A 22,797-nucleotide genomic window follows, 5' to 3' on the forward strand; every position below is an offset into this window, starting at 1 on the left:
CACCCAAACACCCGGGGATTTGGCATTGCCCCTTGTTCCTTGTGATCTTATATATTATCTTCGCACCCTGCTGATAGCCTATAGAATAGCCTTTTCATTAATCTCCTATACCATGAAATGCTAATCACAGGCAACCTCTTTAATCTTGCAATATTTCAGCGTTCTTCTGAGTTATAGCAGAGAAATTTACCATAGGTCTTGCTGGTGATAATATTACAAATAATCGTAAAGCGACATTTGAATCATAGCATATGGCACCTGATAACCGGAGTTTTATAGCGCTGAAGAAGTTTCTCAAGAAGCCCGTAGACGGAATGAAGACCATCCGTGTTGCGATTGTGGCCGATTCCGCTTCCCAGTTCATCCACCAGGCACTCAAAGGATATGGCATCGCCGAAGGCGTGCACTACGATATTTTCGAGGCTGATTATAACCAGATCGACCTCCAGGTCTTTGACCCGGGCTCTGAACTGTACGAAAGCAAGCCCGATTATGTGATCATTCTCCGCAGTTCCGAAAAACTGCTCAAAAAATTCTATTCCCTCTCCGGTGAAGAAAAAGCGCAGTTCGGCGCCCAACAGACCGCCTACGCCGCCAGCCTTTACCAGCAGATCAACAGCCAGCTGAAGACCCGCGTGATCTTCAACACCTTCCCCGAGCTCAACGATGCCGTGTTCGGGAACTTCAGCACCAAAACCCCGGGCTCCTTCCTCTACCAGCTCCGTAAGATCAATATGGGCCTGATGGACCTGGCGCAGGAATCAAAGAACCTCTTCCTGGTTGACCTGGCCGCCCTGGTTGCACAAAAGGGATACGTACAACTTTCAGATGCCAAAATGTATATCAGCGCGGATATGGTGTTCAGCATAGATATCCTCCCTGAACTTGCAGCACAACTCCATAAAGTGATCCAGGCCATCGCCGGCAGTTTCAAGAAATGCCTGATCCTGGACCTCGACAATACCACCTGGGGTGGCATCATCGGAGACGATGGCATGGAAGGTATCCAGGTGGGAGACCTCGGACTGGGTAAGGCCTTCACTGACCTCCAGCTCTGGGCCAAAGAATTGAAGAAACGCGGAATCATCATCGCTGTTTGCTCCAAGAATACGGAGAGCATCGCCAAAGAGCCCTTCATCAGTCACCCTGATATGAAGCTCCGCCTGGAAGATATCGCCGTTTTTGTGGCCAACTGGGAAACCAAGGTTGACAATATCCGGCATATCCAGAGCATTCTCAATATCGGGTTCGACTCCATGGTCTTCCTGGATGACAACCCCTTCGAGAGGGAAATGGTAAAACAGAATATCCCCGATATCACCGTGCCCGACCTTCCCGAAGACCCCGCAGAGTACATGCCTTACCTGCGCACCCTCAACCTTTTTGAAACAGCCAGCTTCACAGAGGAAGATGAGCAGCGAACCAAACTATACCAGGAAGAAGCCAACCGCAATACACTGCAGAAAAGCTTCGCCAATGAAGAAGAATTCCTCGCCAGCCTTGGCATGGAATGCGAAGTGAAACCTTTCGACAGTTTCACTATCCCCCGCATCGCCCAACTGAGCCAGCGCAGCAACCAGTTCAATCTGCGCACTATACGGTATACCGAAGAAGATATCAAACGCATCGCTCAATCACCCGATCATTTCACACTCAGCTTCTCCCTGAAAGATATTTACGGGGATTATGGCCTGATAGCGTTTATCATACTGGAAAAGAAAGATAAGGATACACTGTTTGTAGACAGCTGGATCATGAGCTGCCGTGTTCTGAAAAGAGGAATGGAAATTTTCACACTCCAGAACATCATGGAGCTGGCAGAAAAGAACGGATTCAAACTGGTGCTGGGAGAATATCTTCCCACCAAAAAGAATGAACTGGTGAAAGAACATTACCCCAAACTCGGCTTCAGCACTACATCTGAGAACAATTACAGCCTGCAGACCGACAGTTACCCCAACGATAAAAAAGTATACATCAAAAGAAAATAACACAATATGGAACAGCAACAGATTCTGGAAAAGTTGAACGAGATTTTTGTGGACGTACTTGACAACGAGGATATCAAGCTGACGGAAGCAACCACCGCCGCTGATATTGAAGAGTGGGACAGCCTGTATCATATTCAACTGGTAGTAGCTATCGAAAGGAATTATAAAATAAAGTTCACTGCATCAGAGATCCAGAGCTGGAAAAATGTAGGCGATATGGTAAATGCCGTGAAAAGCAAACTGGCCGCATAGTAGTATCTGTAAACCCTTTAAACCGGATGAATGTTATTCAATTCGATTGAGTTTTTAATATTTTTCGTTTTTGTCACTACCCTGTACTTCGGCCTGCCACACAAATGGCGGTGGCTGCTGCTTCTGATCGCTTCCTGCGGATTCTATATGTTCTTCAAACCGGAGTACATCCTGATCCTGGGATTCACCATTGTGATCGATTATTATGCAGGTATCTGGATCGAAAACGCAAAAACACCAGCTACCCGGAAACGCTTCCTGGTACTAAGCCTTATAGCCAATATCGGCGTGCTGGCAATATTCAAGTATTTCAACTTCATCAACGATAACATCACCGGTCTCTGCAATCTCTTCGGATATGAGAACCAGATACCTTATCTGACCATCATCTTACCGATCGGTCTGAGCTTCCACACTTTCCAGGCCATGAGCTATACTATCGAGGTATACCGTGGCAATCAGAAAGCTGAGAAACATTTCGGGATCTACTCACTCTATGTGATGTTCTATCCACAATTGGTAGCCGGCCCCATCGAAAGGCCACAGAACATCCTGCACCAGATGCATGAGAAAATGACCTGGGACTATGACCGCGTAATGAGCGGCCTCCGTCTCATGGCCTGGGGATTATTCAAGAAAGTGGTGATCGCAGACCGTTTGTCCATTGTAGTGGATGCCATGTATGGCGGCGCTTATGGATACAATACTGTATGGGTATTTATCGGCACTTTCTTTTTCGCGTACCAGATCTATTGCGACTTCTCCGGCTACACTGATATCGCGCTCGGCTCTGCAAGGGTAATGGGCTTCACCCTGATGAAGAATTTCAACTTCCCCTTCCAGGCCAAAACCATTTCTGATTACTGGCGCAGGTGGCATATCTCACTTTCCACCTGGTTCAATGATTACCTGTATACACCGATCGTGATCAATCGCCGCGACTGGGGCAAATGGGCCGTAGTGTTCGGTCTCTGTTTCACCTTCTTCATCAGCGGTCTCTGGCATGGTGCGGGCTGGCCATTCATCATCTGGGGCCTGCTGCATGGTATCGCCATGAGTTATGAATTCCTGACGAAAAAGTGGAGAAAGAAAACAATGGGTAAACTTCCGCTCTGGCTCAACAATGGACTTAGCCAGATGCTGGTTTTCCTCTTCCTGCAGTTTGTATGGATATTCTTCCGCGCTGATTCATTTGCCACGGCCTTCCGTGTGATCAAAGGCATTTTCAATTACGAGAATTTCATTGCGCAGTTCCCCACTTTCACAGCAGCCATCAAGTACTCCCTGCTGGTTGGTGTGTTTGTACTGATCAACTTCCTGATACTGGAGAAATTCTGGAGGAACGAAAAATGGAAAGAGAAGTATGAAGGCAATATCGCATTGCGGTATGCCGTGTTCGGATACATGTTCCTGTTATTCGTATTCTTTGGCTCATTCAAGAATGCACAAAGCTTTATTTACTTTCAATTCTAAGCGATCATGAGACCCAAATATGTTATCACAGGATTGATTATTCTGGCACTGATCGCCACAACGATGCATTTCTGGATGGAGAGCAGGTACAGGAACACCATGCTGTACAAAACGCAATGGATCATTCAGAAAGAGAAGCAACAATATGATTATGTAGTGCTCGGCGCTTCACACTCGTATGTGGGATTTGATATTGGTGTGGCAGACAGTCTCCTCAACCAGAAAGGTATCAATATCTCCCTGGATGGTAGCCTTATCGGCACCCAGAGCGTACTGGCAGACATCTTTTTCAACCGCAACAAGAACAAGGCCAATACACTTTTCTTTTGTATCGATAACCCCAGCGCCATCAATACGGAAGTACTGACCGATATTGCCGATGGCCGGATGATGCCTTATATGAACTATGAGGAAGTGTTCGGTTTTTACAAACCCTACGGCGTTAAATGGTACTTCGACCGCTACGTTCCCATGTGGAAATATGCCGAATACAATTACTACTGGGGGCCGCATATCTTCTCCGATACCTGGGCGCATTTCATGAAGCCCGACTTCGATACCACTTCAGGCTCAAGGTATGATTACGGCAACCGTTACGACAATTCAGATACCGGTCTTGTGAGCACAGACTTTCAGTTGAATGATGCCAAAGACGGTTATAAATACTTCAAGAGAATAATAAAGACCTGCAAAGACAACAATATCAAACCTGTGTTGTTTACATTACCATTAGGGCGCGCTGATACAAGTGCAGCAGCAAAGCAGCACCTCGCAGCCTTTGATGAGTATTGTAAAAAAGAAGGTTTCGAATGGCATTATCTGGGAGATTACCTGAATTACCAGTTTGAATATTTTGGAACGAAAGGCCACCTGAATAAGAAAGGGGCCGAGCTGGCCACAGCAAAATTCATCAACGAATACATAGCAAATCAGTCGGCAAAGTAAAGTTTAGTATACACAATGAAAGGCCCGGTTCTCCGGGCTTTTTTGTTTTATTTCCTTCTGAACAGCTTACTCCAGAAACCCTGTGATTGTTTGGGTTTCAGGCCCCAGAGCGGCAGATCCTTACAGCGGATATCCTTATCTTTTACGGAATAATATTCCCCCCAGGCAAAACCCGAACCGATGGGTTTGTTTCGAAGATCTGCTACCAGATATTCCGGAGGCAGTGTTGCAGCAAAATCTCTCAACACGGGGTCATTGGATGATTTTGCAGTTTGGGTGCTTATGAATCCTCCATTACGCAGCTTTCTGATCTTGTTAACTCCCTCATCACATAATTGAAAGAAGAGGGCATCATCACCCTGCTTTGCCCAGTTATGGATCTGTTTGATGAAATCAGTGAGGCTCTCCGCCTGCTTCATGATCACCGCCGGTTCATGGCAGGCATAATAAACCGGCCCCCAGTTGCCTTCATAGTCGATGTCCAGCAACCAGAAATTTCCGGTCCCGTCACCCGCCAGTTCAACAACATTGGGAAAGAAGGCCTCCAGGTTGAAAGTATCGGCATTAATGAAACTGATCTCATCGAAAAAATCATATTTAAAGCCAGAGGAGAACCGGATGAGTTCCACAATCTCGTCGGGCATTCCTTTGCCCGGCAGGAGTTTCCTGAGATCATCGATCTCAGGCATCGTCAACCCTTTTAAAGCCGTTGCGCGGATTTCTTTACCATCTTCAGAGGTGAACCGGTCGTTGAGCAATGCCTTTAATGCCTGGATGGGTGACATGGGATTAAATTTTGGTTCTGAATAAAGCAGCCTTCAAAAATCATCCACCAAAAAGCCTGGATAAAAATCCCTTATTCTTCTTTTTCTCGAAGATCCAGATAGGTTCTTCTTTGTAACGGATAGCTTCATAGTCCCTGTCACCCTTTCCGTATACTCCACAATTGAAGCCCGCTCCATTTGGTTTATTACGAAGGTCAGCTATTGCAAAATTATCACCATATTGATTACTGATGGCCAGCAGCACCGGGTCGCCGGACTGCCGTGCTTCATCCATATTCATCAAGCCACGCCCGGGTGCTTCATTAACTTCATCAATATTATCTTCAACAACATAATAGAATGAATCTTTGTTCCGGTTTTTGCAATCCTGGTATAACTGCTCCAACATCACCTGCAAACTATCTGCCTGCTTCACAATCACGGGCAGTTCATGCTCTGCATAATATACAGGCCCCCAATCCCCGTTACTCTTTACATCGATGATCCAGAAGTTCCCGGCGCCATCACCGGCAAGCTCAATGGAGTGAGGGAAGATGTCTTCAAGCCCGAATCGTCCGATACCGGTAAAATCAAACTCTTCATACTCGCTCAACTGAAAACCTCTCGCAAATCTCAGCAGTTCTTTTACGTTTTCCGGTAATCGCTGAGAGGGGCAGGCAAACTCATATTCCGACAGTTCGGTTTCTGTCATTCCATCAAGCGGTTTAATCCGGTATCGTTCCCCGGAATGATCTTTATATTCTTCGCTGATTAAGATTTTGAATTGCTCCAGAAGGGTCATAGGGTCTTTCGGTTTTAGCTGAGGGCTATAGAGTGAGATTATAATGTACGCTTCTTCCACCGCCTGCTGAAATGAGCACACCCCACTCCGTCAGCTCCTGCAAATCCCTGGTGGCCGTGGCTTTGGAAGCTTTTGTAATGCTTATGTATTTCTTCGCAGTCATACCCCCTTCAAATCCTTCAGGAAGGGCATCCAGCATTTTGTTGATGGCTTTGAGCTGCCGCTCATTGAGTTTCGATTTGTTCTCATCAAAAAACCTTGTCTTCTTCAGGGTGAGCTCTATCAACTGTTTCGCTTCTCTTTGTGCTAACAGAACGGTCTCGCAGAAATAAGTCATCCATTCTGTGATCTCATTTCCTGTTCTCTGCACGGAGGATAAGGCTGTATAGTAAGCACGCTTGTTCTTTTCAATAGTAGCGGAAAGACTTAGCAATACCGGCCTGCCAACAGTCTGGGATAATGCTTTCTCTGCAATGGCCCTGCCGATGCGGCCATTACCATCTTCGAAGGGATGTATCGTTTCGAAATACAGATGCGCAATAGCGGAACGCACAGGTGCCTGCTTTATCGCAAACTTTCCACCGGGTGCCGTATCATTGAACCATTGAATGAATCGCTGCATTTCCGCAGGCACCATTGAAGATGGCGGCGCCTCATAATGTACCGTTTCTCTGCCATACGCCCCTGATATCACCTGCATCGGCTCTTCACCTTTTCTCCAGGCACCCGTATTCACGTGACGGCTTTGCTTCAGCAAAGTCCGGTGCCATTCGAATAATTTTTCTTCAGTCAGTGGTTCCGAAAAACTATTGCGCACATCTACCACCAACTCACCTGCTCCCTGCGCACGTTTATCTTTTACATTATCTGGTATCGGATTAAGTCCTAAGCGATTCCTGACAGATGACATCACATCCTGCCGGCTGAAAAACTCCCCTTCTATAGCCGAAGTTTTGATGGCTTCAGCAATCAACAGCTGCGTGATGGTTTCCTGGGCTACATTCTCAGGAAGGCCCCGGAGCATACCCGTTACGTCTCCTGTTTCCAGGGCAAACTGCAATAAAACCTCTTCAAGAGGCTGAAGATCATATTTAAAATCCGGCCAGTCAGGCTGCTCCCAATTATACATATTTGAGCCGGTTAAGGCGGTTATTCGGCTCAAATATACCACTATTTTTGAGCCGAATAATTTTCTAATCGGCTCAAAATTGACCTGGAATTTGAGCCGAATAACCACCTTAATCGGCTCACAGCCTACTAAACCACTCATTTTCAATGAAAAACCCGCCAGTTTCCCGGCGGGCTTATGCAGAGTCCGTCCTATTCATTTATTTTTTAGCTGCACCCCATGCTGTTGCCGCAGTTGAGGCATTTGTAGCAGGTGCCGCTTCTGATGGTAATATGTCCGCAGGTATTGCAGGCAGGCGCATCACTTTGCATGCTCTTGGCTGCTGCATTCATGGCATCCAGTCCACCGGTTTCAGCTTTCACTGAAGCACGGTTCTTTGCGGGCTCAGGCTCCGGCGCTTTGTAGCTGGATTTGCTGGCCACTACCCGGACATCGCTCAGTTCAGGAGATGGATCGTACTCCAGGGAGGTGGGGATCTCATCCCAGTCATCAGAACCCGTGTTCATCACTTCAGGTTTATCCAGCACATGCACCAGGTCAGAACGTTTCAGGTATTCGTAGGCCAGTGCGCGGAAGATAAAGTCAACAATGGAAGTAGTGCTCTTGATATTCGGATGGTCCACCATACCGGCGGGATCGAAACGGGTGAACACAAATTTCTCTACATACTCTTCCAGCGGAACACCATATTGAAGTCCGATGGACACAGCAATAGCGAAACAGTTCAGCATGCTGCGCATGGTAGCGCCTTCTTTGGCCATATCGATGAAGATCTCACCAACAGTACCATCATTGTATTCTCCGGTACGGAGGAAAATGGTTTGCCCGTTGATCTTGGCTTTCTGCGTATAGCCCCTGCGTTTGGCTGGCAGTGTTCTGCGCTCCACAATGCGGGCCAGTTCACGTTTCAGTTTGGTATCAGGAGAAGACTGTACACGTTTCTGCACTTCTTCCAGCAGTTCCTGAATAGTGAGCTTGCCCATGTCAACGATATTCGATTCAGGGGCCTGCTCAACAGCTGGTTGTTCAGCAGTTGCAGTTGCGCTGTCTTCCGTTTTCTTTTTCTTATCGCTCTTGTTGCTGAGTGGCTGACTGAGTTTACTGCCATCGCGATAGAGGGCGCAGGCTTTGAGACCAAGTTGCCAGCTCATCATATAGGCATCAGCAATCTCTTCCACATTCGCTTCATTCGGAAGGTTGATGGTTTTGGAGATCGCACCACTGAGGAATGGTTGTGCGCTTGCCATCATACGGATATGCCCGTGTGCATGGATATATCTTACACCTTTATTGCCGCATTTGTTGGCACAATCGAAAACAGGCAGGTGCTCTGCTCTCAGGTAAGGAGCTCCTTCAACGGTCATGGTGCCACATACATAATCATTGGCTGCTTCAATCTGCTCATCAGTAAAACCAAGCGCTTCCAGCAGGCTCCACTCGAAATTGAAATATTGTTCAGGTTTGAAGCCCAGTCTTTGCAGACACTCTTCACCCAGGTTGTACACATTGAACACGAAACCTATCTCGAAAGCGGAACCAACAGCGGCATCGAGCTTTTTGATCTCTTCAGCAATGAATCCTTTTTCGCTCAGCGTCTGGTGATTGATATGCGGAGCGCCGGCAAAATTTCCTGCACCTACTGCATATTTCACAATGGCATCGATCTCTTTCTGATTATACCCCAGGTTCTTCAAGGCAGAAGGAACGGATTGGTTGATGATCTTGAAATAACCGCCGCCACTGAGCTTCTTGAATTTCACGAGTGCGAAATCAGGCTCAACACCGGTAGTGTCACAATCCATCACCAGGCCGATAGTACCTGTTGGGGCTATCACTGTTGTCTGTGCATTGCGGTATCCATACTGCTCACCAAGCTGAACGGCTTCGTCCCAGGCCCTGGTAGCAGCTTTGAGAAGATAGTCCGGACAATACTTTGCTTTGATGCCAACAGGCTTCACGCTCAGGTTCTCATATTCATCAGCATCGTAGGCAGCAAGACGGTGATTGCGCATTACACGCATCATATCCTCTGCATTCTCTTTATAACGTGCAAAAGGCCCGAGGATGCTGGCCAGTTCGGCGGATGTTTTGTAAGCGATGCCGGTCATGATAGCAGTGAGCGCACCGGCGATGCCGCGGGCTTCCTCACTATCATAAGCAATGCCCATCACCATCAGCATGGAGCCCAGGTTGGCGTAACCGAGGCCGAGTGTACGATAGTCGTAGCTCAGTTGCGCCACTTCTTTGGAAGGGAACTGCGCCATCAGCACAGATACTTCCAGTACTACCGTCCAGAGACGGCAGGTATACTCAAACCCTTCCACATCAAAGGTGTTGGTTTGCTCGTCAAAGAATTTGCGCAGGTTGGCGGAGGCCAGGTTACAGGCGGTATTGTCGAGGAACATATACTCGCTGCAGGGATTGGATGCGTTGATGCGGCCTCCTTTGGGGGATGTATGCCACTCATTGATAGTGGTGTCGTACTGTGTGCCGGGATCAGCGCAGCGCCAGGCCGCATAAGCGATCTGGTTCCATACTTCGCGGGCCGGCACTTTTTTCATAACACGACCGTCTGTACGGGCTTTCAGTTCCCAGTCCTCATTATTTTCAAGCTTTGCGAAGAATTCATTGGGGATACGAACGGAGTTGTTGGAGTTTTGCCCGCTTACCGTCCGGTAGGCTTCTCCTTCATAATCGCTGGGGTAACCGGCAGCGATGAGGGCAGCTACTTTCTTTTCCTCCTCCATTTTCCAGTTGATGAATTCCAGCACTTCTGGGTGGTCAAGGTCAAGACAAACCATCTTGGCTGCACGGCGGGTGGTGCCACCGGATTTGATGGCGCCCGCTGCGCGGTCACCGATCTTCAGAAAGCTCATGAGGCCGCTGGAGGTACCGCCGCCACTGAGTTTTTCGTTTTCTCCGCGGATCTGGGAGAAATTAGTTCCCACTCCACTGCCATATTTAAAGATGCGGGCTTCGCGCATCCAGAGGTCCATGATACCGCCATCATTCACCAGGTCATCCTCCACACTGAGGATAAAGCAGGCATGTGGCTGGGGGCGTTCGTATGCGGAAGTTGATTTTTTCAGTTGTCCATCCACCGGATCCACATAATAGTGACCCTGTGGTTTACCTTTGATGCCATAGCTCTCATGAAGTCCGGTATTGAACCATTGGGGAGAATTAGGCGTACAGGCCTGGTTGAGGATGCAGTACACCAGTTCTTCGTAAAACACCTGGGCATCTTTGGCTGACGCGAAGTAGCCGTAGCGTTCCCCCCACACTTTCCAGCAATTGGCCATACGATGGGCTACCTGCTTTACCGAGGTCTCACGGCCTGTGGAACCATCAGCCTGCGGAACACCGGCTTTACGGAAATACTTCTGGGCAAGAATATCGGTAGCAATCTGCGACCATTGCTTCGGAACCTCCACATTGGTCATTTCAAACACCACTTCACCGCTGGGATTGCGGATCACTGAGGTACGGTAATCGTACTCGAACAGATCAAACACGTCCACACCCTCCCGGGTAAAGCGGCGGCTGAACTGCAAACCCTTAACAGATTGCTTTTTTTGTGTCATAAGGTTAGTAATTATTCATTAGATAAATGGTAAAAGGAGGAAAACGAAAGTATCTTTTGACAACCAGATTCCAGACCTATAAATATGCACAGCGTGTGGAAAAGAGGGGGGAAAAATTGCGGTTCCCTTGCTGGTATTGCTTTCCTGGAATTTTAAAGAATTTCCAGCCGGATTCCGGCAAACTTTTTTTGGTTTTCATCATAAAAAATCCTATTATTTATTCCCACGAATTCAGTGCCCATGCCGGTTGCAGAAGATGGGCCGTTTTAAATTACATCACCTTGTGAAATTAGTTCGCAGGTTTCCGCATTAAATTTTCCATCGGCAGTTTTCCACTTCAAATCTGATACCAGAACCATATACTAACAATGTAGCACATACGAAGGATGAATCCCAACAAACTCATTGTAGTAGTGATCCATCATACCCCTGCTTAAACTACTTCTGCATCTGGGTATTTTAGCATCTTCACAAATCTTAATGCTGCCTTAATATCAGCCGCTCAAAATCTTTCTCACCATTCCTCTCCTCCCCATGTTCTCCTTACACTTTCCCCTAACCGCAAATCAAAACTCAAATCAGAGAGCAGCACCTCTCGCCCCATCTCTCCCTACACCTACTCTCTGCAGGCATATGTGAATTATGAATTTTTCTCCTGCCTTCTCTGGGTGTCCTGGCCGGGGACGGGTATTGGTTGGCGGCCTTCGAAACATAAGCCGCGGACCCTGATCATCTGCACCAACGCCCCATCTCACCCCACCAAAGCCCCCAATAGAACAACAGGTTGGTATGTTTTACAGCCGTCCAACCAATACCCGCCCCCGGCCACAACCAAAATGAGAAAAAGAAAAATTCATATGTCCCTGACAGAGAGTAAAAATCCCCCTCGGCATTACGGAAAAGTTTTCGCATTTTTGCAGAGATCCAATAGCACAGGCATGACGAATCGTATTTACCAATCACTACTCTCACAGAAAGCGAAAGGACATAAATCGTTTGCCGTTCTCATTGATCCGGATAAAGTGACCGTAGAAAAGATCACTGAACTGACCACCCTGGCAATGGACGCATCCGTAGACTATCTCCTCATCGGTGGTAGCCTCGTTGTATCCAACCATCTCGATGAGGTGGTGATGCAGGTGAAAAAAGAATGTAATATACCCGTGGTACTATTCCCGGGATCCCCCTCCCAATTGTCCAGACATGCGGACGCACTCTTATACCTTTCTCTCATTTCAGGCCGTAACCCGGAACTGCTGATCGGGCAGCACGTAATCTCTGCGCCCCAGGTAAAGCAAAGCGGGCTGGAGATCATTTCCACCGGTTACATGGTGATAGATGGGGGGGCCCCCACCACCGTGAGCTATATCAGCAATGCCACTCCCATTCCGGCAGACAAAAATGAGATTGCCATGTGCACGGCCATGGCCGGCGAAATGCTGGGCATGAAACTCATATATATGGACGCAGGCAGTGGCGCCCGGAGGGCTATCACGGAAAGCATGATCGAAAAGGTTTCCCAGGTGATTGAAGTTCCCCTCGTGATCGGGGGCGGCATCACTGACCCGGAGAAGGCCTATCGCAACTGCAAGGCAGGTGCAGACCTGATCGTGATCGGAAATGCCATCGAAAAAGATGCAGGCCTGATCCGCGAAATGAGCGCCGCCATCCACTCCGTTCCGGTCATCAGCAAATAAAAGCCTGCTTTTTAACGTATTGGCTACACAGGTCCGGCAGATCGCCGGAAAATGTAAACGAAAATTTTACACATAAAATCCCCTGTAAACCAAAAAACGTGTTTACATTTGTACGGTTAAACAAAATTGAGTACAAAGTACATCCATTAGAGAAATGCAAAAAAATCTCCACTATACACTCGCTGATGTTCTGGCCCTTACCGCCAGTACCATAGTGCGTGGGATTTTTCCTGTACAGCTCCGTACAGTTTTTTACTTCCACCCGGTTCCCGTTCATGTACGACGTTGATACTCACCTACCATAGTATCCCCCTGATCTGAAAATTGGAACTATGAGGCCCGGCCATTGGCGGGTTCATCTGCGTTCCCTCATAGAATTGTCTGAAACGTCATTGTCATTGTTCACCCTTTTTATTGTAGAGCCATATAATGGAAACACAACAAAAATTCCAGGTTCTTGTAGCTGATGAATCACATCTGGGCTTTGCTCAGATCATCTGTGATGAAATGGCCGCCTCCGCAAAAGCCAGGGGCACCGGCATCGCTAAAAGATCCCCCGACTATATTCAGCTGAAAATGCGCGAAGGAAAAGCCGTCATCGCCTTTAACCAGGATGGCATCTGGGCCGGCTTCTGCTATATTGAAACCTGGGGACATGGCGGCTATGTTGCCAACTCAGGCCTGATCGTTTCCCCCAACTTCCGGAAAGGAGGCCTGGCCAAAATGATCAAGCGCAAGATCTTCGATCTCAGCAGACAGAAATACCCGGAAGCCAAGATCTTCGGCCTCACCACCGGCCTTGCCGTGATGAAGATCAACAGCGAACTCGGTTATGAACCTGTCACCTATTCCGAGCTCACCCAGGATGAAGCCTTCTGGGCCGGCTGCAAAAGCTGTGTCAACTACGATATCCTTATGAGCAAGGAACGTAAGAACTGCCTTTGTACCGCCATGCTCTTTGATCCCAAGGATCACTATGAGCCACAGGAAACAAAAGAATTCTTTGAAGAAAAGAAAAGCGTGCTGGAAAGACTCCTCCGCATCAAGCAGTGGAAATTCCTGCAACCTTTCCTCAATAAAGAAAAAGACGGCAAACCTGCCAACAAAACAAAAAAACTGTTTCAACAGATCTTTAATTTTTAAATCACCTGGAAGAAGCGATGGCAAAGAAAATTGTACTCGGATTCAGCGGCGGCCTCGATACGTCGTACTGCGTTAAATACCTCGGAGAAGATAAAGGTTATGAAGTTCACTCCATTATTGTGAACACCGGCGGTTTCAGCGAAGAAGAACTGAAGCAGATCGAAGCCCATGCCTATAAGCTCGGCGTTAAATCACACACTACCGTAGATGCAGTAAAATCATACTACGACCGTATCATCCGTTTCCTCGTGTATGGCAACGTGCTCAAGAACAATACCTACCCGCTGAGCGTAAGCGCAGAGAGGCTGGTACAGGCCGTTCACATCGCAGAACATGTACAGAAACTCAATGCCGAAGCAGTGGCGCACGGTTCTACCGGAGCCGGAAACGACCAGGTGCGTTTTGATATGATCTTCCACATCATGATCCCCAACGTGGAGATCATCACTCCCATCCGCGATCTCAAACTGAGCCGCGAAGCAGAAATTGAATACCTGACGGCTAAAGGAGTTGACATGAACTTCAGCAAAGCCATGTACTCTATCAATAAAGGCCTCTGGGGAACCAGCGTTGGCGGTAAAGAAACCCTCAACTCAAAAGGCATGCTGCCGGAAGAAGCATGGCCCACACAGGTTACAGCTAAAGAAGAGCGTGAAGTGAAACTTACTTTCGAGAAAGGCGAACTGAAAGCTGTTGACGGAAAAGCATTCGGCCATCCTGCTGAAGCCATCCAGTACCTGCAAAGCATCGCCGGCGCTTATGGCGTAGGCCGCGATATCCACGTAGGCGACACCATCATCGGTATCAAAGGCCGCGTGGGATTTGAAGCAGCCGCTCCCATGGTGATCCTCAAAGCACACCACGCACTCGAAAAACACGTGCTCACCAAATGGCAGCTCAACTGGAAAGACCAGCTGGCACAATTCTACGGCAACTGGCTCCATGAAGGTCAGATCCTCGATCCCGTAATGCGCGATATCGAAGCCTTCCTCGAAAACGCTCAGCAGAACGTTACCGGCGATGTATATGTTCACCTCGCTCCCTATCGATTCCAGATCATCGGTATCGAAAGCAAGTATGACCTGATGAGCAGCAAATTCGGCAAGTACGGAGAAATGAATAACGGATGGAGCGGAGAAGACGTGAGAGGTTTCTCCAAGATCTTCGGTAACCAGACAGCCATCTGGAATGCAGTAACAGAAGAAAACAAGAAATAACAATGTCATCCAATATATCCATCGGTATTGTTGGCGGGGCCGGGTACACCGGCGGTGAACTGATCAGGCTCCTGATCAATCACCCCAATGTCAGCATATCGTTCATCCATAGCCGCAGTAATGCCGGAAAACCCGTCAGCTCGATCCACCAGGACCTGATAGGCGAACAACTCGTGTTTGCCGCCGACCTGAGCCAGGATATCGACGTGCTCTTCCTCTGCGTGGGCCATGGCGAAGCCAGGAAATTTTTACAGGAGAATCCCATCGCACCTCATGTAAAGATCATTGATCTTTCCCAGGACTTCCGCCTGCAACCCAATACCACTATCGATAACAGGACATTTGTATATGGTCTTCCTGAACTGAATAAGGAAGCCATCCGCAACGCCACCAATATCGCCAATCCAGGCTGTTTTGCCACGGCCATCCAGCTTGGATTGTTACCACTGGCCAAGGCCGGTCTGCTGGAAAGAGTGCATACCACCGGTATCACAGGCTCCACAGGCGCAGGCCAGAGCCTCAACGCCACATCCCATTTCAGCTGGAGGGCCAACAATATCGGAGCATATAAAACGCTCACCCACCAGCACGTGAAAGAGATCAGCCAGAGCCTCGCACAGCTTCAACCCGGATTCGGAGCAGCTGATACCAATGGCAAAAAACCAAGTGATCTGGATTTCATCCCCTGGCGCGGCGACTTCACCCGCGGCATCTTCATCAGCTCGCAGATCGACTGCGACCTGAGCGAAACAGAGCTGCAGGCCATGTATGAACACTTCTACCAGGATGCAGCATTCACCGTAATGAGCAAAGATCCCATCTTCCTCAAGCAGGCCGTCAACACCAACAAATGTGTGATCCAGCTGGAGAAAGTGGGCAGCAAACTGGTGGTGCACTCTGTGATCGACAATCTCCTGAAAGGTGCATCCGGACAGGCAGTTCAGAACATGAACCTGATGTCCGGCCTGGATGAATGCGCCGGTCTCAGACTGAAGGCAAACTATTTTTAGAACAAAGGAAAATCAGCATAATGAAACTCTTCGACGTTTATCCTGTCAATGACATCACCATTGCAAAAGCCAAAGGCTCCAATGTATGGGATGATCAGGGGACGCAATACCTCGACCTGTATGGCGGCCATGCCGTGATCTCTATCGGACATTCGCATCCACATTATGTGGAGCGCCTCACGGACCAGCTGAACAAAGTGGGTTTCTATTCCAACTCCGTGCGTATGCCGCTCCAGGAAGAACTGGCTACCAAACTCGGAAAACTGTCAGGCAAGGAAGACTATCAACTCTTCCTCGTGAACTCCGGTGCGGAAGCCAACGAGAACGCACTCAAGCTCGCTTCCTTTGTGAACGGCCGCAAAAAGATCATTGCCTTCAAAAAAGGATTCCACGGAAGAACTTCACTGGCAGTTGCTGCAACAGATAACCCGTCTATCGTAGCTCCTGTTAACCAGAACCCGAATATCATCTTCTTACCCTTCAACGATGAAGCCGCTCTGGAAGCCTGTTTCAAGGCACAGGGCAGCGAGATCTCTTCTGTGATCATTGAAGGCATACAGGGTGTGGGCGGTATCAATGTAGCCACTCCTGAATTCCTCATAAAGATCCGGTCCCTCTGCACAGAGTACGGAGCTATTTATATTGCAGATGGTATTCAATGCGGATACGGCAGAAGCGGTAAGTTCTTCTCCCATGATTTCGCAGGTGTGAACGCCGATATCTATTCCATGGCCAAAGGCATGGGCAACGGCTTCCCGATCGGCGGTATCCTGATCGCTCCTTCCATTCAGGCAAAACACTCCATGCTCGGCACTACTTTCGGTGGTAATCATCTCGCATGTGCGGCAGCGTTAGCAGTAGTGGAAGTGATGGAGAAAGAGAACCTGCTGGCCAATGCAGCCGAAGTGGGCAACTACCTCATGGAAAAACTGAAAGAGATCCCCGAACTGCAGAATGTACGCGGCAGGGGACTGATGATCGGCTTCGATGTGCCTGAGAACCTGAAAGACCTCCGCAAGAAATTAATCTGGGAAAACAAGATATTCACCGGCGAAGCAAAACCAAACGTGATCCGCTTGCTGCCATCACTGGCCCTCACCAAACAGGATGCAGACCAGTTCCTGATGGCCATCACAGCAACGATCGAATCCATGGTTTCTTCACCAGCACACTGACACAACTAATGAAACAATTCATCTCCGCAGAAGACGTTCAGGATATTCCGGCATTGGTATCACAGGCGCTGGAATACAAGCAGCATCCATTACACGATAAATTACTGGGAGCCAACAAACGTATCGGCCTGTTATTCCTCAATCCCAGTATGCGTACCAGGCTGAGCACGCAGATCGCTGCGCAGAACCTGGGCATGGAAGCCATCGTATTCAATGTGGGACAGGAAGGCTGGGCGCTGGAATTTGAAGACGAAGCCATCATGAGCGGCAGCACCGTGGAGCACGTGAAAGACGCAGCGCCGATCATGGGAAAATATTTCGACATCCTCGCCATCCGCACCTTCCCTTCCCTGAAGAACCGCGATGACGACTACAGTGAATTGTTCATCCGCCAGTTCATCCGCTACGCGGGCATTCCTGTGGTGAGCCTGGAAAGCGCCACCCTGCACCCATTGCAGAGCCTCACAGATATCATCACCATTACGGAATCCCTGAAAGCAAACCCGCTGCCGGAAGGTCGAAGGCCGAAGATCGTACTCACCTGGGCTCCCCACGTGAAGCCGCTCCCGCAATGTGTGGCCAACAGTTTCTCCCAATGGGTGAATGCCTGGGGGAATGCAGACTTTGTGATCACCCACCCGGAAGATTACGAGCTCGACACAAAGTTCACCAACGGCGCCACCATTACACATGACCAGGCAGCTGCATTGAAGGATGCAGACTTTGTGTATGTGAAGAACTGGAGCACTTTCAATAACGAATACGGCAAGATCTATTGCAATGATCCCGCCTGGATGCTCACCAACCAGAAACTTGGCACCACCAACAATGCGAAAGTGATGCACTGCCTGCCTGTAAGAAGAAATGTGGAACTGAGCGATGAGATCCTGGACGGCCCCAATAGCATTGTGACCCAGCAGGCATCCAACCGCGTATGGGCGGCTCAGGCTGTATTGTCAAACATCCTCAGATCCAAATAATCACGCGTGGAAACTCTGTACGTAGTAAAGATCGGCGGTAATATCATCGACAATGAGGCGAAACTGGCAGACTTCCTGCAATCCTTCGCAGCATTGCCCGGCAACAAGGTGCTGGTGCATGGCGGTGGCAAACTGGCTACCCAGCTGGCAGAGAAAATGGAAGTGCCGCAAACCATGGTGGATGGCCGCCGTATCACGGATGCCGAAACCCTGAAGATCGTTACCATGGTATACGCAGGTGATATCAACAAGCGTGTGGTAGCTTCATTGCAATCGCATGGCTGCAACGCTATCGGCCTTACCGGCGCAGATGGCAACGCCATCCTCGCTCATAAACGCGATAAAGGCGGCATCGATTACGGATTTGCAGGAGATGTGGATGCAGTGAATGCAGCGCTCCTGCATGCACTCCTCAGCCTCAAAATGACTGTAGTGCTGGCTCCCATCACACATAACGGGCATGGGCAACTGCTGAATACCAATGCAGACACCATTGCGCAGGAAACAGCGAAAGGCCTCAGTTCACATTACAATGTGCAACTGATCTATTCTTTTGAGAAGAGCGGCGTACTGCTGGATGCAAACGATGACAATACGGTTATCTCCACCATCCATCCTGCTTACTACGAAGCATTAAAAGCAGAACAAAAAATATTCGCAGGCATGATCCCCAAACTGGATAATGCCTTTGCAGCCATCCGCAGTGGCGTGGAAAAAGTAATTATCGGAAAAGCGGAAGAACTGCCAGCACTGATCGCCGGAACAGCCGGCACAAGCATCGTACATGAATAACCTATCATTACAGGATCTGCAGCAAAGCGTGACCGGGTTGCTGAAGCAACTCATCGCCACCCCCTCTTTCAGCAAGGAAGAGCAGGATACGGCTGCCATCCTCCGCATATTCCTCGAAGAGCGCGGCATCGAAGCCAGACAGTTCAAGTACAATATCTGGGCTGTTAACAAGCACTTCGACAGCAGCAAAGAAACCATCCTGCTCAACTCCCACCACGATACCGTTAAGCCCAACAAAGGCTATACGCTCGATCCGTTCAGCCCCATCGTAAAGGATGGAAAACTGTTCGGCCTGGGCAGCAATGATGCTGGTGGACCACTGGTGAGCCTGCTTGCCACCTTCCTGCACTTTTATGACCGCACTGACCTGAAGTATAACCTGCTCTTTGCAGCCTCTGCCGAAGAAGAGATCAGCGGTAAGGAAGGCATCGAGATCCTCTTGCCGGAACTGCCTCCCATTGCATGCGCCATTGTTGGCGAGCCCACACAAATGCAGATGGCGGTTGCCGAGCGCGGGCTGATGGTGCTGGACGCCATGAGTCATGGCCGTGCCGGTCATGCCGCACGCGAGGAAGGAGAGAACGCCATCTACAAAGCATTGAAAGATATCGAATGGTTCAGCACCTACAGGTTCCCTAAAGTATCCGGATTGCTCGGTCCCGTGAAAACCTCCGTAACCGTTATAGAAACTGATAACAAAGCACATAATGTAGTACCTGCCCAGTGCAGGTTTGTAGTGGATGTGCGTGTAAATGAATTGTACACATTTGAGGAGATACTGGATGTGATCCGTGAAAACATCCGGAGTGAAGTGGCTCCCCGCAGCACACGTCTCCGCTCCACCAGTATCGCACTTGACCATCCGTTGGTAAAAGCCGGTATCGCATTGGGTAGAACGTATTATGGGTCGCCCACCACTTCCGACAAAGCCCTGATGCCCTTCCAGGCATTGAAGATGGGACCAGGAGATTCAGCGCGCAGCCATACTGCCGATGAATTTATTTATATCGAAGAAATTGAAACAGGCATCGCCTTATACATTGATCTCTTAAACCAGGTATTATGAAACTGTGGCAGAAAGAAAGCACTTCCGTGTCTGAACAGATAGAGCGCTTCACCGTAGGACGAGATAAGGAATTTGATATCCTGCTCGCCCCCTTTGATGTACAGGGCTCTATCGCGCATGTGACCATGCTCGGTGAAGTTGGACTGATGAGTAAAGAAGATGCAGCCAAAGCCGTTGCCGGCCTGGAGCAGATCCAACAAGAGATCAAAGACGGAAAGTTCCGCATCGAAGAGAATGTGGAAGATGTGCACTCACAGGTGGAACTGCTGCTCACGCAACGCATCGGCGAAGCCGGCAAGATGATCCATAGCGGCCGCAGCCGTAACGACCAGGTTGCTGTAGACATCAAACTCTACCTGCGTTCCGAAGTACTGGCCATCAAGGATGCCACCAAAAAATTATTCGACTTGCTTATTTCGCTCAGCGAAAAACATAAAGCTGTTCTCTTACCAGGTTACACGCATCTTCAGATCGCCATGCCTTCATCATTTGGCTTATGGTTAGGAGCCTATGCTGAAAGTCTGGTGGATGACCTGGATGTACTGTCATCCTCCTGGTACGTTGCCAACAAGAATCCGCTGGGAAGTGGCGCTGGTTACGGATCTTCCTTCCCGCTCAACCGCACACGCACCACAGAGCTGCTGCAATTCGGCACGCTCAACTGGAACGCCGTGTATGCGCAGATGAGCCGTGGTAAAACAGAGCGCATCCTCGGACAGGGCATCGGTAATATTGCCAATACCCTGAGCAGGCTGGCCATGGATTGCTGCCTTTATATCAATCAGAACTTCGGTTTCATTTCATTCCCTTCAGAGCTCACTACCGGCAGCAGCATCATGCCGCACAAAAAGAACCCCGATGTGTTTGAACTGATCCGCGCCAAATGCAACCGCATCCAGTCCGTTCCCAATGAACTGACCCTGCTGGTGAACAACCTGCCAAGCGGCTATCACCGTGATCTGCAGCTCACCAAGGAAATCCTCTTCCCGGCCATTGAAGAGCTGAAAGCATGCATTGAAATGATGCAGCTGATGCTGTCCAATATGAGCGTGAAAGAAGGCATCCTGGATGATGAAAAATACAGATACCTCTTCAGCGTGGAAGCCGTGAATGAATTAGTGAACAAAGGCATTCCTTTCCGCGAAGCATACAAGCAGGTGGGTAATGATATCGAATCGGGAAATTTCAATTTCGATTACAAGAAACAATTGCATCATACGCATGAAGGAAGCCTGGGAAATCTTTGTAATGATAAGATTGTGGAGGAGATGAACAGGGTTGTTTCAAAATTTGCATAGGAAGAGATAGACTACACATAAATAGCTCCGCCGCTTATTTTGAAATCTATTTCAACTCAAAACATCCCTCCGCCAACTCCTCCCCATTACAGATCACGGCCACCCTATGCATCCCGAGATAATACTTTCTTGTAGTGATCGGCTTAAAACTCTGATCCCGGACAAAATCAATTGATTGCCCTGCTCCAATACTCCGCTCACTGATCTTGAACACTTTTCTCGAAGTCTTCTGCATGTGCTTCACATAATAAATGGCATACTCCAATCTCAGTTTATGCTCGGTATCATTTTCATTCCTGACAGTAAATGAAAAACTAAGCGACTCACCAACCTTTACTTTGGGAGTAAGAACTTCCAGTCCGCTCAATTGAATTCCGCTGACAGCATCAAGGCCGTAGTATGCCAGTGCACCGGCATGTGCACGTTTAAGCAGGCCGCGGCAGCCATGGCGGATCAGGGCATCAGTTTCAGCACCGATCCCCTTCCACTTTTCCGCCAGTTCCATCACTAATTCCGGGTGGTCTTTTGAAATATCGTTCAGATTATTGGCAACACTTCTTCTCACCCATTCAGAGTCATCTGCTTTCAGGTTTTCCAGCAAAGGAAGAATGGGACTGGGATCTTTCCGGAATGCCGGCAGGGCCATTGCCCAGGGCAGTCTGGGCCGGGTTCCTTCACTGGCCAGTCTGCGCACTTTATGGCCAGGATGAAGAGACCAACTGATCATCTGATCCGTCATCCGTTGTCCATACCGGATCAGGAATGGCCTCACGGCAAATTCACAACTGGTGAACTGGGTAACGAATTCTATCAGGTCAACAGAGGCCTCAAAATGATCCTGGCCGAACATTTCAATATATTCCGGGAAGAACATGAACTCGATACCAGCATCAGCCATCCTGCGCTCCCGCAGTCAGCAGCATCCGGATATTTTTTTATTTCCATAAAAATGCAACAGGCGCACCGGGTCGATGCGCCTGTTGGTTATAATGATGTCTGTATTTCAAAACTGACTATCTCAACTGCTTTGTATCCACTCTTGATGGAGTATCTTTTCCTGCTACAATAGATGTAGCGCTGATAGCAATAGACTTGATGATCTCTGCCATATTCTTCATATCAAGTGTTTCAAATTCGTCTTCCTGCGTATGATAATATTTCTCTGCATCCATTTTGGAAGTGGAAATAGTGTGTGCAGGAACACCTTGCCTGGCAAGCGTTGCATTGTCTGAACGATAGAACAGCTGCATATCAGGATAAGGATCGGGATAGAACTTGAAAGCGGAACCTTCCAGGTTCTTTTCCAGGATCTTGCCCATATCTGTTTTCTCATAACCGGTGATGAAAGCGGAGTTGGTTCCCCACTTGCTTTCTGTACCGATCATTTCAATATTGAACATGGCCATCACTTTGGCAGGATTGTATTGCTCGGAGAAATGCTTGGAACCGAAACCACCTACTTCTTCAGCAGTAAAGGCT

Annotated in this window: 19 protein-coding genes; 13 read left to right on the top strand and 6 right to left on the bottom strand. The window is 48.7% G+C overall.

Annotated features, from left to right (window positions below; all coding sequences use genetic code 11):
* The first annotated feature begins 251 nt into the window (after positions 1 to 251).
* Genes ACTHMC_RS20490 through ACTHMC_RS20505 form a run of 4 tightly spaced genes read left to right on the top strand, consistent with a single transcriptional unit; the run spans position 252 to position 4,661 of the window.
* A complete protein-coding gene (locus tag ACTHMC_RS20490; protein WP_440415946.1) occupies positions 252 to 1,991 on the top strand; it encodes an HAD-IIIC family phosphatase in 1,740 nt (579 codons plus the stop codon).
* 6 nt (positions 1,992 to 1,997) lie between these two features.
* Positions 1,998 to 2,243 (top strand): acyl carrier protein, encoded by a 246-nt coding sequence (locus tag ACTHMC_RS20495; protein ID WP_440415948.1) that lies wholly within the window; start codon positions 1,998 to 2,000, stop codon positions 2,241 to 2,243.
* A gap of 30 nt (positions 2,244 to 2,273) precedes the next feature.
* On the top strand, positions 2,274 to 3,716 hold the full coding sequence (locus tag ACTHMC_RS20500; protein ID WP_440415950.1) for an MBOAT family O-acyltransferase: 1,443 nt from the start codon (positions 2,274 to 2,276) through the stop codon (positions 3,714 to 3,716).
* Between the two features lie 6 nt (positions 3,717 to 3,722).
* Entirely contained in the window at positions 3,723 to 4,661 is a 939-nt protein-coding gene (locus ACTHMC_RS20505; RefSeq protein ID WP_440415952.1) for a hypothetical protein, read from the top strand.
* A 47-nt stretch (positions 4,662 to 4,708) separates the two neighbouring features.
* Here ACTHMC_RS20505 and ACTHMC_RS20510 read toward each other — a convergent pair whose 3' ends face one another.
* The 4 genes from ACTHMC_RS20510 to ACTHMC_RS20525 form a co-directional block, all read right to left on the bottom strand.
* Positions 4,709 to 5,446, bottom strand: coding sequence for an SMI1/KNR4 family protein (locus ACTHMC_RS20510; RefSeq protein ID WP_440415953.1), 738 nt, complete (start codon positions 5,444 to 5,446; stop codon positions 4,709 to 4,711).
* Positions 5,447 to 5,486: 40 nt separating this feature from the next.
* Positions 5,487 to 6,137: an SMI1/KNR4 family protein gene (locus tag ACTHMC_RS20515; RefSeq protein ID WP_440415955.1), complete on the bottom strand. Its 651-nt coding sequence runs from the start codon at positions 6,135 to 6,137 to the stop codon at positions 5,487 to 5,489.
* Positions 6,138 to 6,252: 115 nt separating this feature from the next.
* Entirely contained in the window at positions 6,253 to 7,356 is a 1,104-nt protein-coding gene (locus tag ACTHMC_RS20520) for a Fic family protein (RefSeq protein ID WP_440415957.1), read from the bottom strand.
* 206 nt (positions 7,357 to 7,562) lie between these two features.
* On the bottom strand, positions 7,563 to 10,940 hold the full coding sequence (locus ACTHMC_RS20525) for a vitamin B12-dependent ribonucleotide reductase (RefSeq protein ID WP_440415959.1): 3,378 nt from the start codon (positions 10,938 to 10,940) through the stop codon (positions 7,563 to 7,565).
* Between the two features lie 938 nt (positions 10,941 to 11,878).
* Between ACTHMC_RS20525 and ACTHMC_RS20530 the strand changes: the two genes are divergently transcribed.
* From ACTHMC_RS20530 to argH, 9 genes are all read left to right on the top strand, one after another.
* On the top strand, positions 11,879 to 12,637 hold the full coding sequence (locus tag ACTHMC_RS20530; RefSeq protein WP_440415960.1) for a geranylgeranylglyceryl/heptaprenylglyceryl phosphate synthase: 759 nt from the start codon (positions 11,879 to 11,881) through the stop codon (positions 12,635 to 12,637).
* A gap of 429 nt (positions 12,638 to 13,066) precedes the next feature.
* Positions 13,067 to 13,780 carry a GNAT family N-acetyltransferase gene (locus ACTHMC_RS20535; RefSeq protein WP_440415961.1) on the top strand — a complete coding sequence of 238 codons (714 nt, stop codon included), beginning with the start codon at positions 13,067 to 13,069 and terminating at the stop codon, positions 13,778 to 13,780.
* Between the two features lie 17 nt (positions 13,781 to 13,797).
* On the top strand, positions 13,798 to 14,997 hold the full coding sequence (gene argG, locus ACTHMC_RS20540; protein ID WP_440415962.1) for an argininosuccinate synthase: 1,200 nt from the start codon (positions 13,798 to 13,800) through the stop codon (positions 14,995 to 14,997).
* A 2-nt stretch (positions 14,998 to 14,999) separates the two neighbouring features.
* Positions 15,000 to 16,007, top strand: coding sequence for an N-acetyl-gamma-glutamyl-phosphate reductase (gene argC, locus ACTHMC_RS20545; RefSeq protein WP_440415964.1), 1,008 nt, complete (start codon positions 15,000 to 15,002; stop codon positions 16,005 to 16,007).
* Between the two features lie 20 nt (positions 16,008 to 16,027).
* Positions 16,028 to 17,182, top strand: coding sequence for an aspartate aminotransferase family protein (locus ACTHMC_RS20550; protein WP_440415965.1), 1,155 nt, complete (start codon positions 16,028 to 16,030; stop codon positions 17,180 to 17,182).
* 8 nt (positions 17,183 to 17,190) lie between these two features.
* A complete protein-coding gene (locus ACTHMC_RS20555) occupies positions 17,191 to 18,162 on the top strand; it encodes an acetylornithine carbamoyltransferase (protein ID WP_440415967.1) in 972 nt (323 codons plus the stop codon).
* 6 nt (positions 18,163 to 18,168) lie between these two features.
* Complete coding sequence (gene argB / locus ACTHMC_RS20560) at positions 18,169 to 18,954, top strand: acetylglutamate kinase (protein ID WP_440415968.1); 786 nt, start codon at positions 18,169 to 18,171, stop codon at positions 18,952 to 18,954.
* A complete protein-coding gene (locus tag ACTHMC_RS20565) occupies positions 18,947 to 20,020 on the top strand; it encodes a M20 family metallo-hydrolase (protein ID WP_440415970.1) in 1,074 nt (357 codons plus the stop codon). Before argB ends, ACTHMC_RS20565 begins: the two co-directional genes overlap by 8 nt.
* On the top strand, positions 20,017 to 21,318 hold the full coding sequence (gene argH, locus ACTHMC_RS20570; protein ID WP_440415972.1) for an argininosuccinate lyase: 1,302 nt from the start codon (positions 20,017 to 20,019) through the stop codon (positions 21,316 to 21,318). Before ACTHMC_RS20565 ends, argH begins: the two co-directional genes overlap by 4 nt.
* A 46-nt stretch (positions 21,319 to 21,364) precedes the next feature.
* On the opposite strand, the gene ACTHMC_RS20575 is transcribed toward argH, so the two are convergent.
* Together ACTHMC_RS20575 and ACTHMC_RS20580 are read right to left on the bottom strand one after the other, a co-directional pair.
* A complete protein-coding gene (locus ACTHMC_RS20575; protein ID WP_440415974.1) occupies positions 21,365 to 22,216 on the bottom strand; it encodes a DNA alkylation repair protein in 852 nt (283 codons plus the stop codon).
* Between the two features lie 115 nt (positions 22,217 to 22,331).
* On the bottom strand, positions 22,332 to 22,797 hold a 466-nt coding region (locus ACTHMC_RS20580; protein ID WP_440415976.1), incomplete at its 5' end, for a M28 family metallopeptidase.

The sequence above is a fragment of the Pseudobacter sp. genome (assembly GCF_051955275.1).
Taxonomy (GTDB): Bacteria; Bacteroidota; Bacteroidia; order Chitinophagales; family Chitinophagaceae; genus Pseudobacter.

Excerpts from the sequence above, each read along its gene's own strand:
- ACTHMC_RS20575 (WP_440415974.1), bottom strand. The coding sequence starts at position 22,216 with ATGGCTGATGCTGGTATCGAGTTCATGTTCTTCCCGGAATATATTGAA.
- ACTHMC_RS20495 (WP_440415948.1), top strand. The coding sequence starts at position 1,998 with ATGGAACAGCAACAGATTCTGGAAAAGTTGAACGAGATTTTTGTGGAC.
- argG (WP_440415962.1), top strand. The coding sequence starts at position 13,798 with ATGGCAAAGAAAATTGTACTCGGATTCAGCGGCGGCCTCGATACGTCG.
- ACTHMC_RS20500 (WP_440415950.1), top strand. The coding sequence starts at position 2,274 with ATGTTATTCAATTCGATTGAGTTTTTAATATTTTTCGTTTTTGTCACT.
- ACTHMC_RS20520 (WP_440415957.1), bottom strand. The coding sequence starts at position 7,356 with ATGTATAATTGGGAGCAGCCTGACTGGCCGGATTTTAAATATGATCTT.
- ACTHMC_RS20490 (WP_440415946.1), top strand. The coding sequence starts at position 252 with ATGGCACCTGATAACCGGAGTTTTATAGCGCTGAAGAAGTTTCTCAAG.
- ACTHMC_RS20555 (WP_440415967.1), top strand. The coding sequence starts at position 17,191 with ATGAAACAATTCATCTCCGCAGAAGACGTTCAGGATATTCCGGCATTG.
- ACTHMC_RS20510 (WP_440415953.1), bottom strand. The coding sequence starts at position 5,446 with ATGTCACCCATCCAGGCATTAAAGGCATTGCTCAACGACCGGTTCACC.
- ACTHMC_RS20505 (WP_440415952.1), top strand. The coding sequence starts at position 3,723 with ATGAGACCCAAATATGTTATCACAGGATTGATTATTCTGGCACTGATC.
- argH (WP_440415972.1), top strand. The coding sequence starts at position 20,017 with ATGAAACTGTGGCAGAAAGAAAGCACTTCCGTGTCTGAACAGATAGAG.
- ACTHMC_RS20550 (WP_440415965.1), top strand. The coding sequence starts at position 16,028 with ATGAAACTCTTCGACGTTTATCCTGTCAATGACATCACCATTGCAAAA.
- argC (WP_440415964.1), top strand. The coding sequence starts at position 15,000 with ATGTCATCCAATATATCCATCGGTATTGTTGGCGGGGCCGGGTACACC.
- ACTHMC_RS20525 (WP_440415959.1), bottom strand. The coding sequence starts at position 10,940 with ATGACACAAAAAAAGCAATCTGTTAAGGGTTTGCAGTTCAGCCGCCGC.
- ACTHMC_RS20535 (WP_440415961.1), top strand. The coding sequence starts at position 13,067 with ATGGAAACACAACAAAAATTCCAGGTTCTTGTAGCTGATGAATCACAT.
- ACTHMC_RS20515 (WP_440415955.1), bottom strand. The coding sequence starts at position 6,137 with ATGACAGAAACCGAACTGTCGGAATATGAGTTTGCCTGCCCCTCTCAG.
- ACTHMC_RS20530 (WP_440415960.1), top strand. The coding sequence starts at position 11,879 with ATGACGAATCGTATTTACCAATCACTACTCTCACAGAAAGCGAAAGGA.
- ACTHMC_RS20565 (WP_440415970.1), top strand. The coding sequence starts at position 18,947 with ATGAATAACCTATCATTACAGGATCTGCAGCAAAGCGTGACCGGGTTG.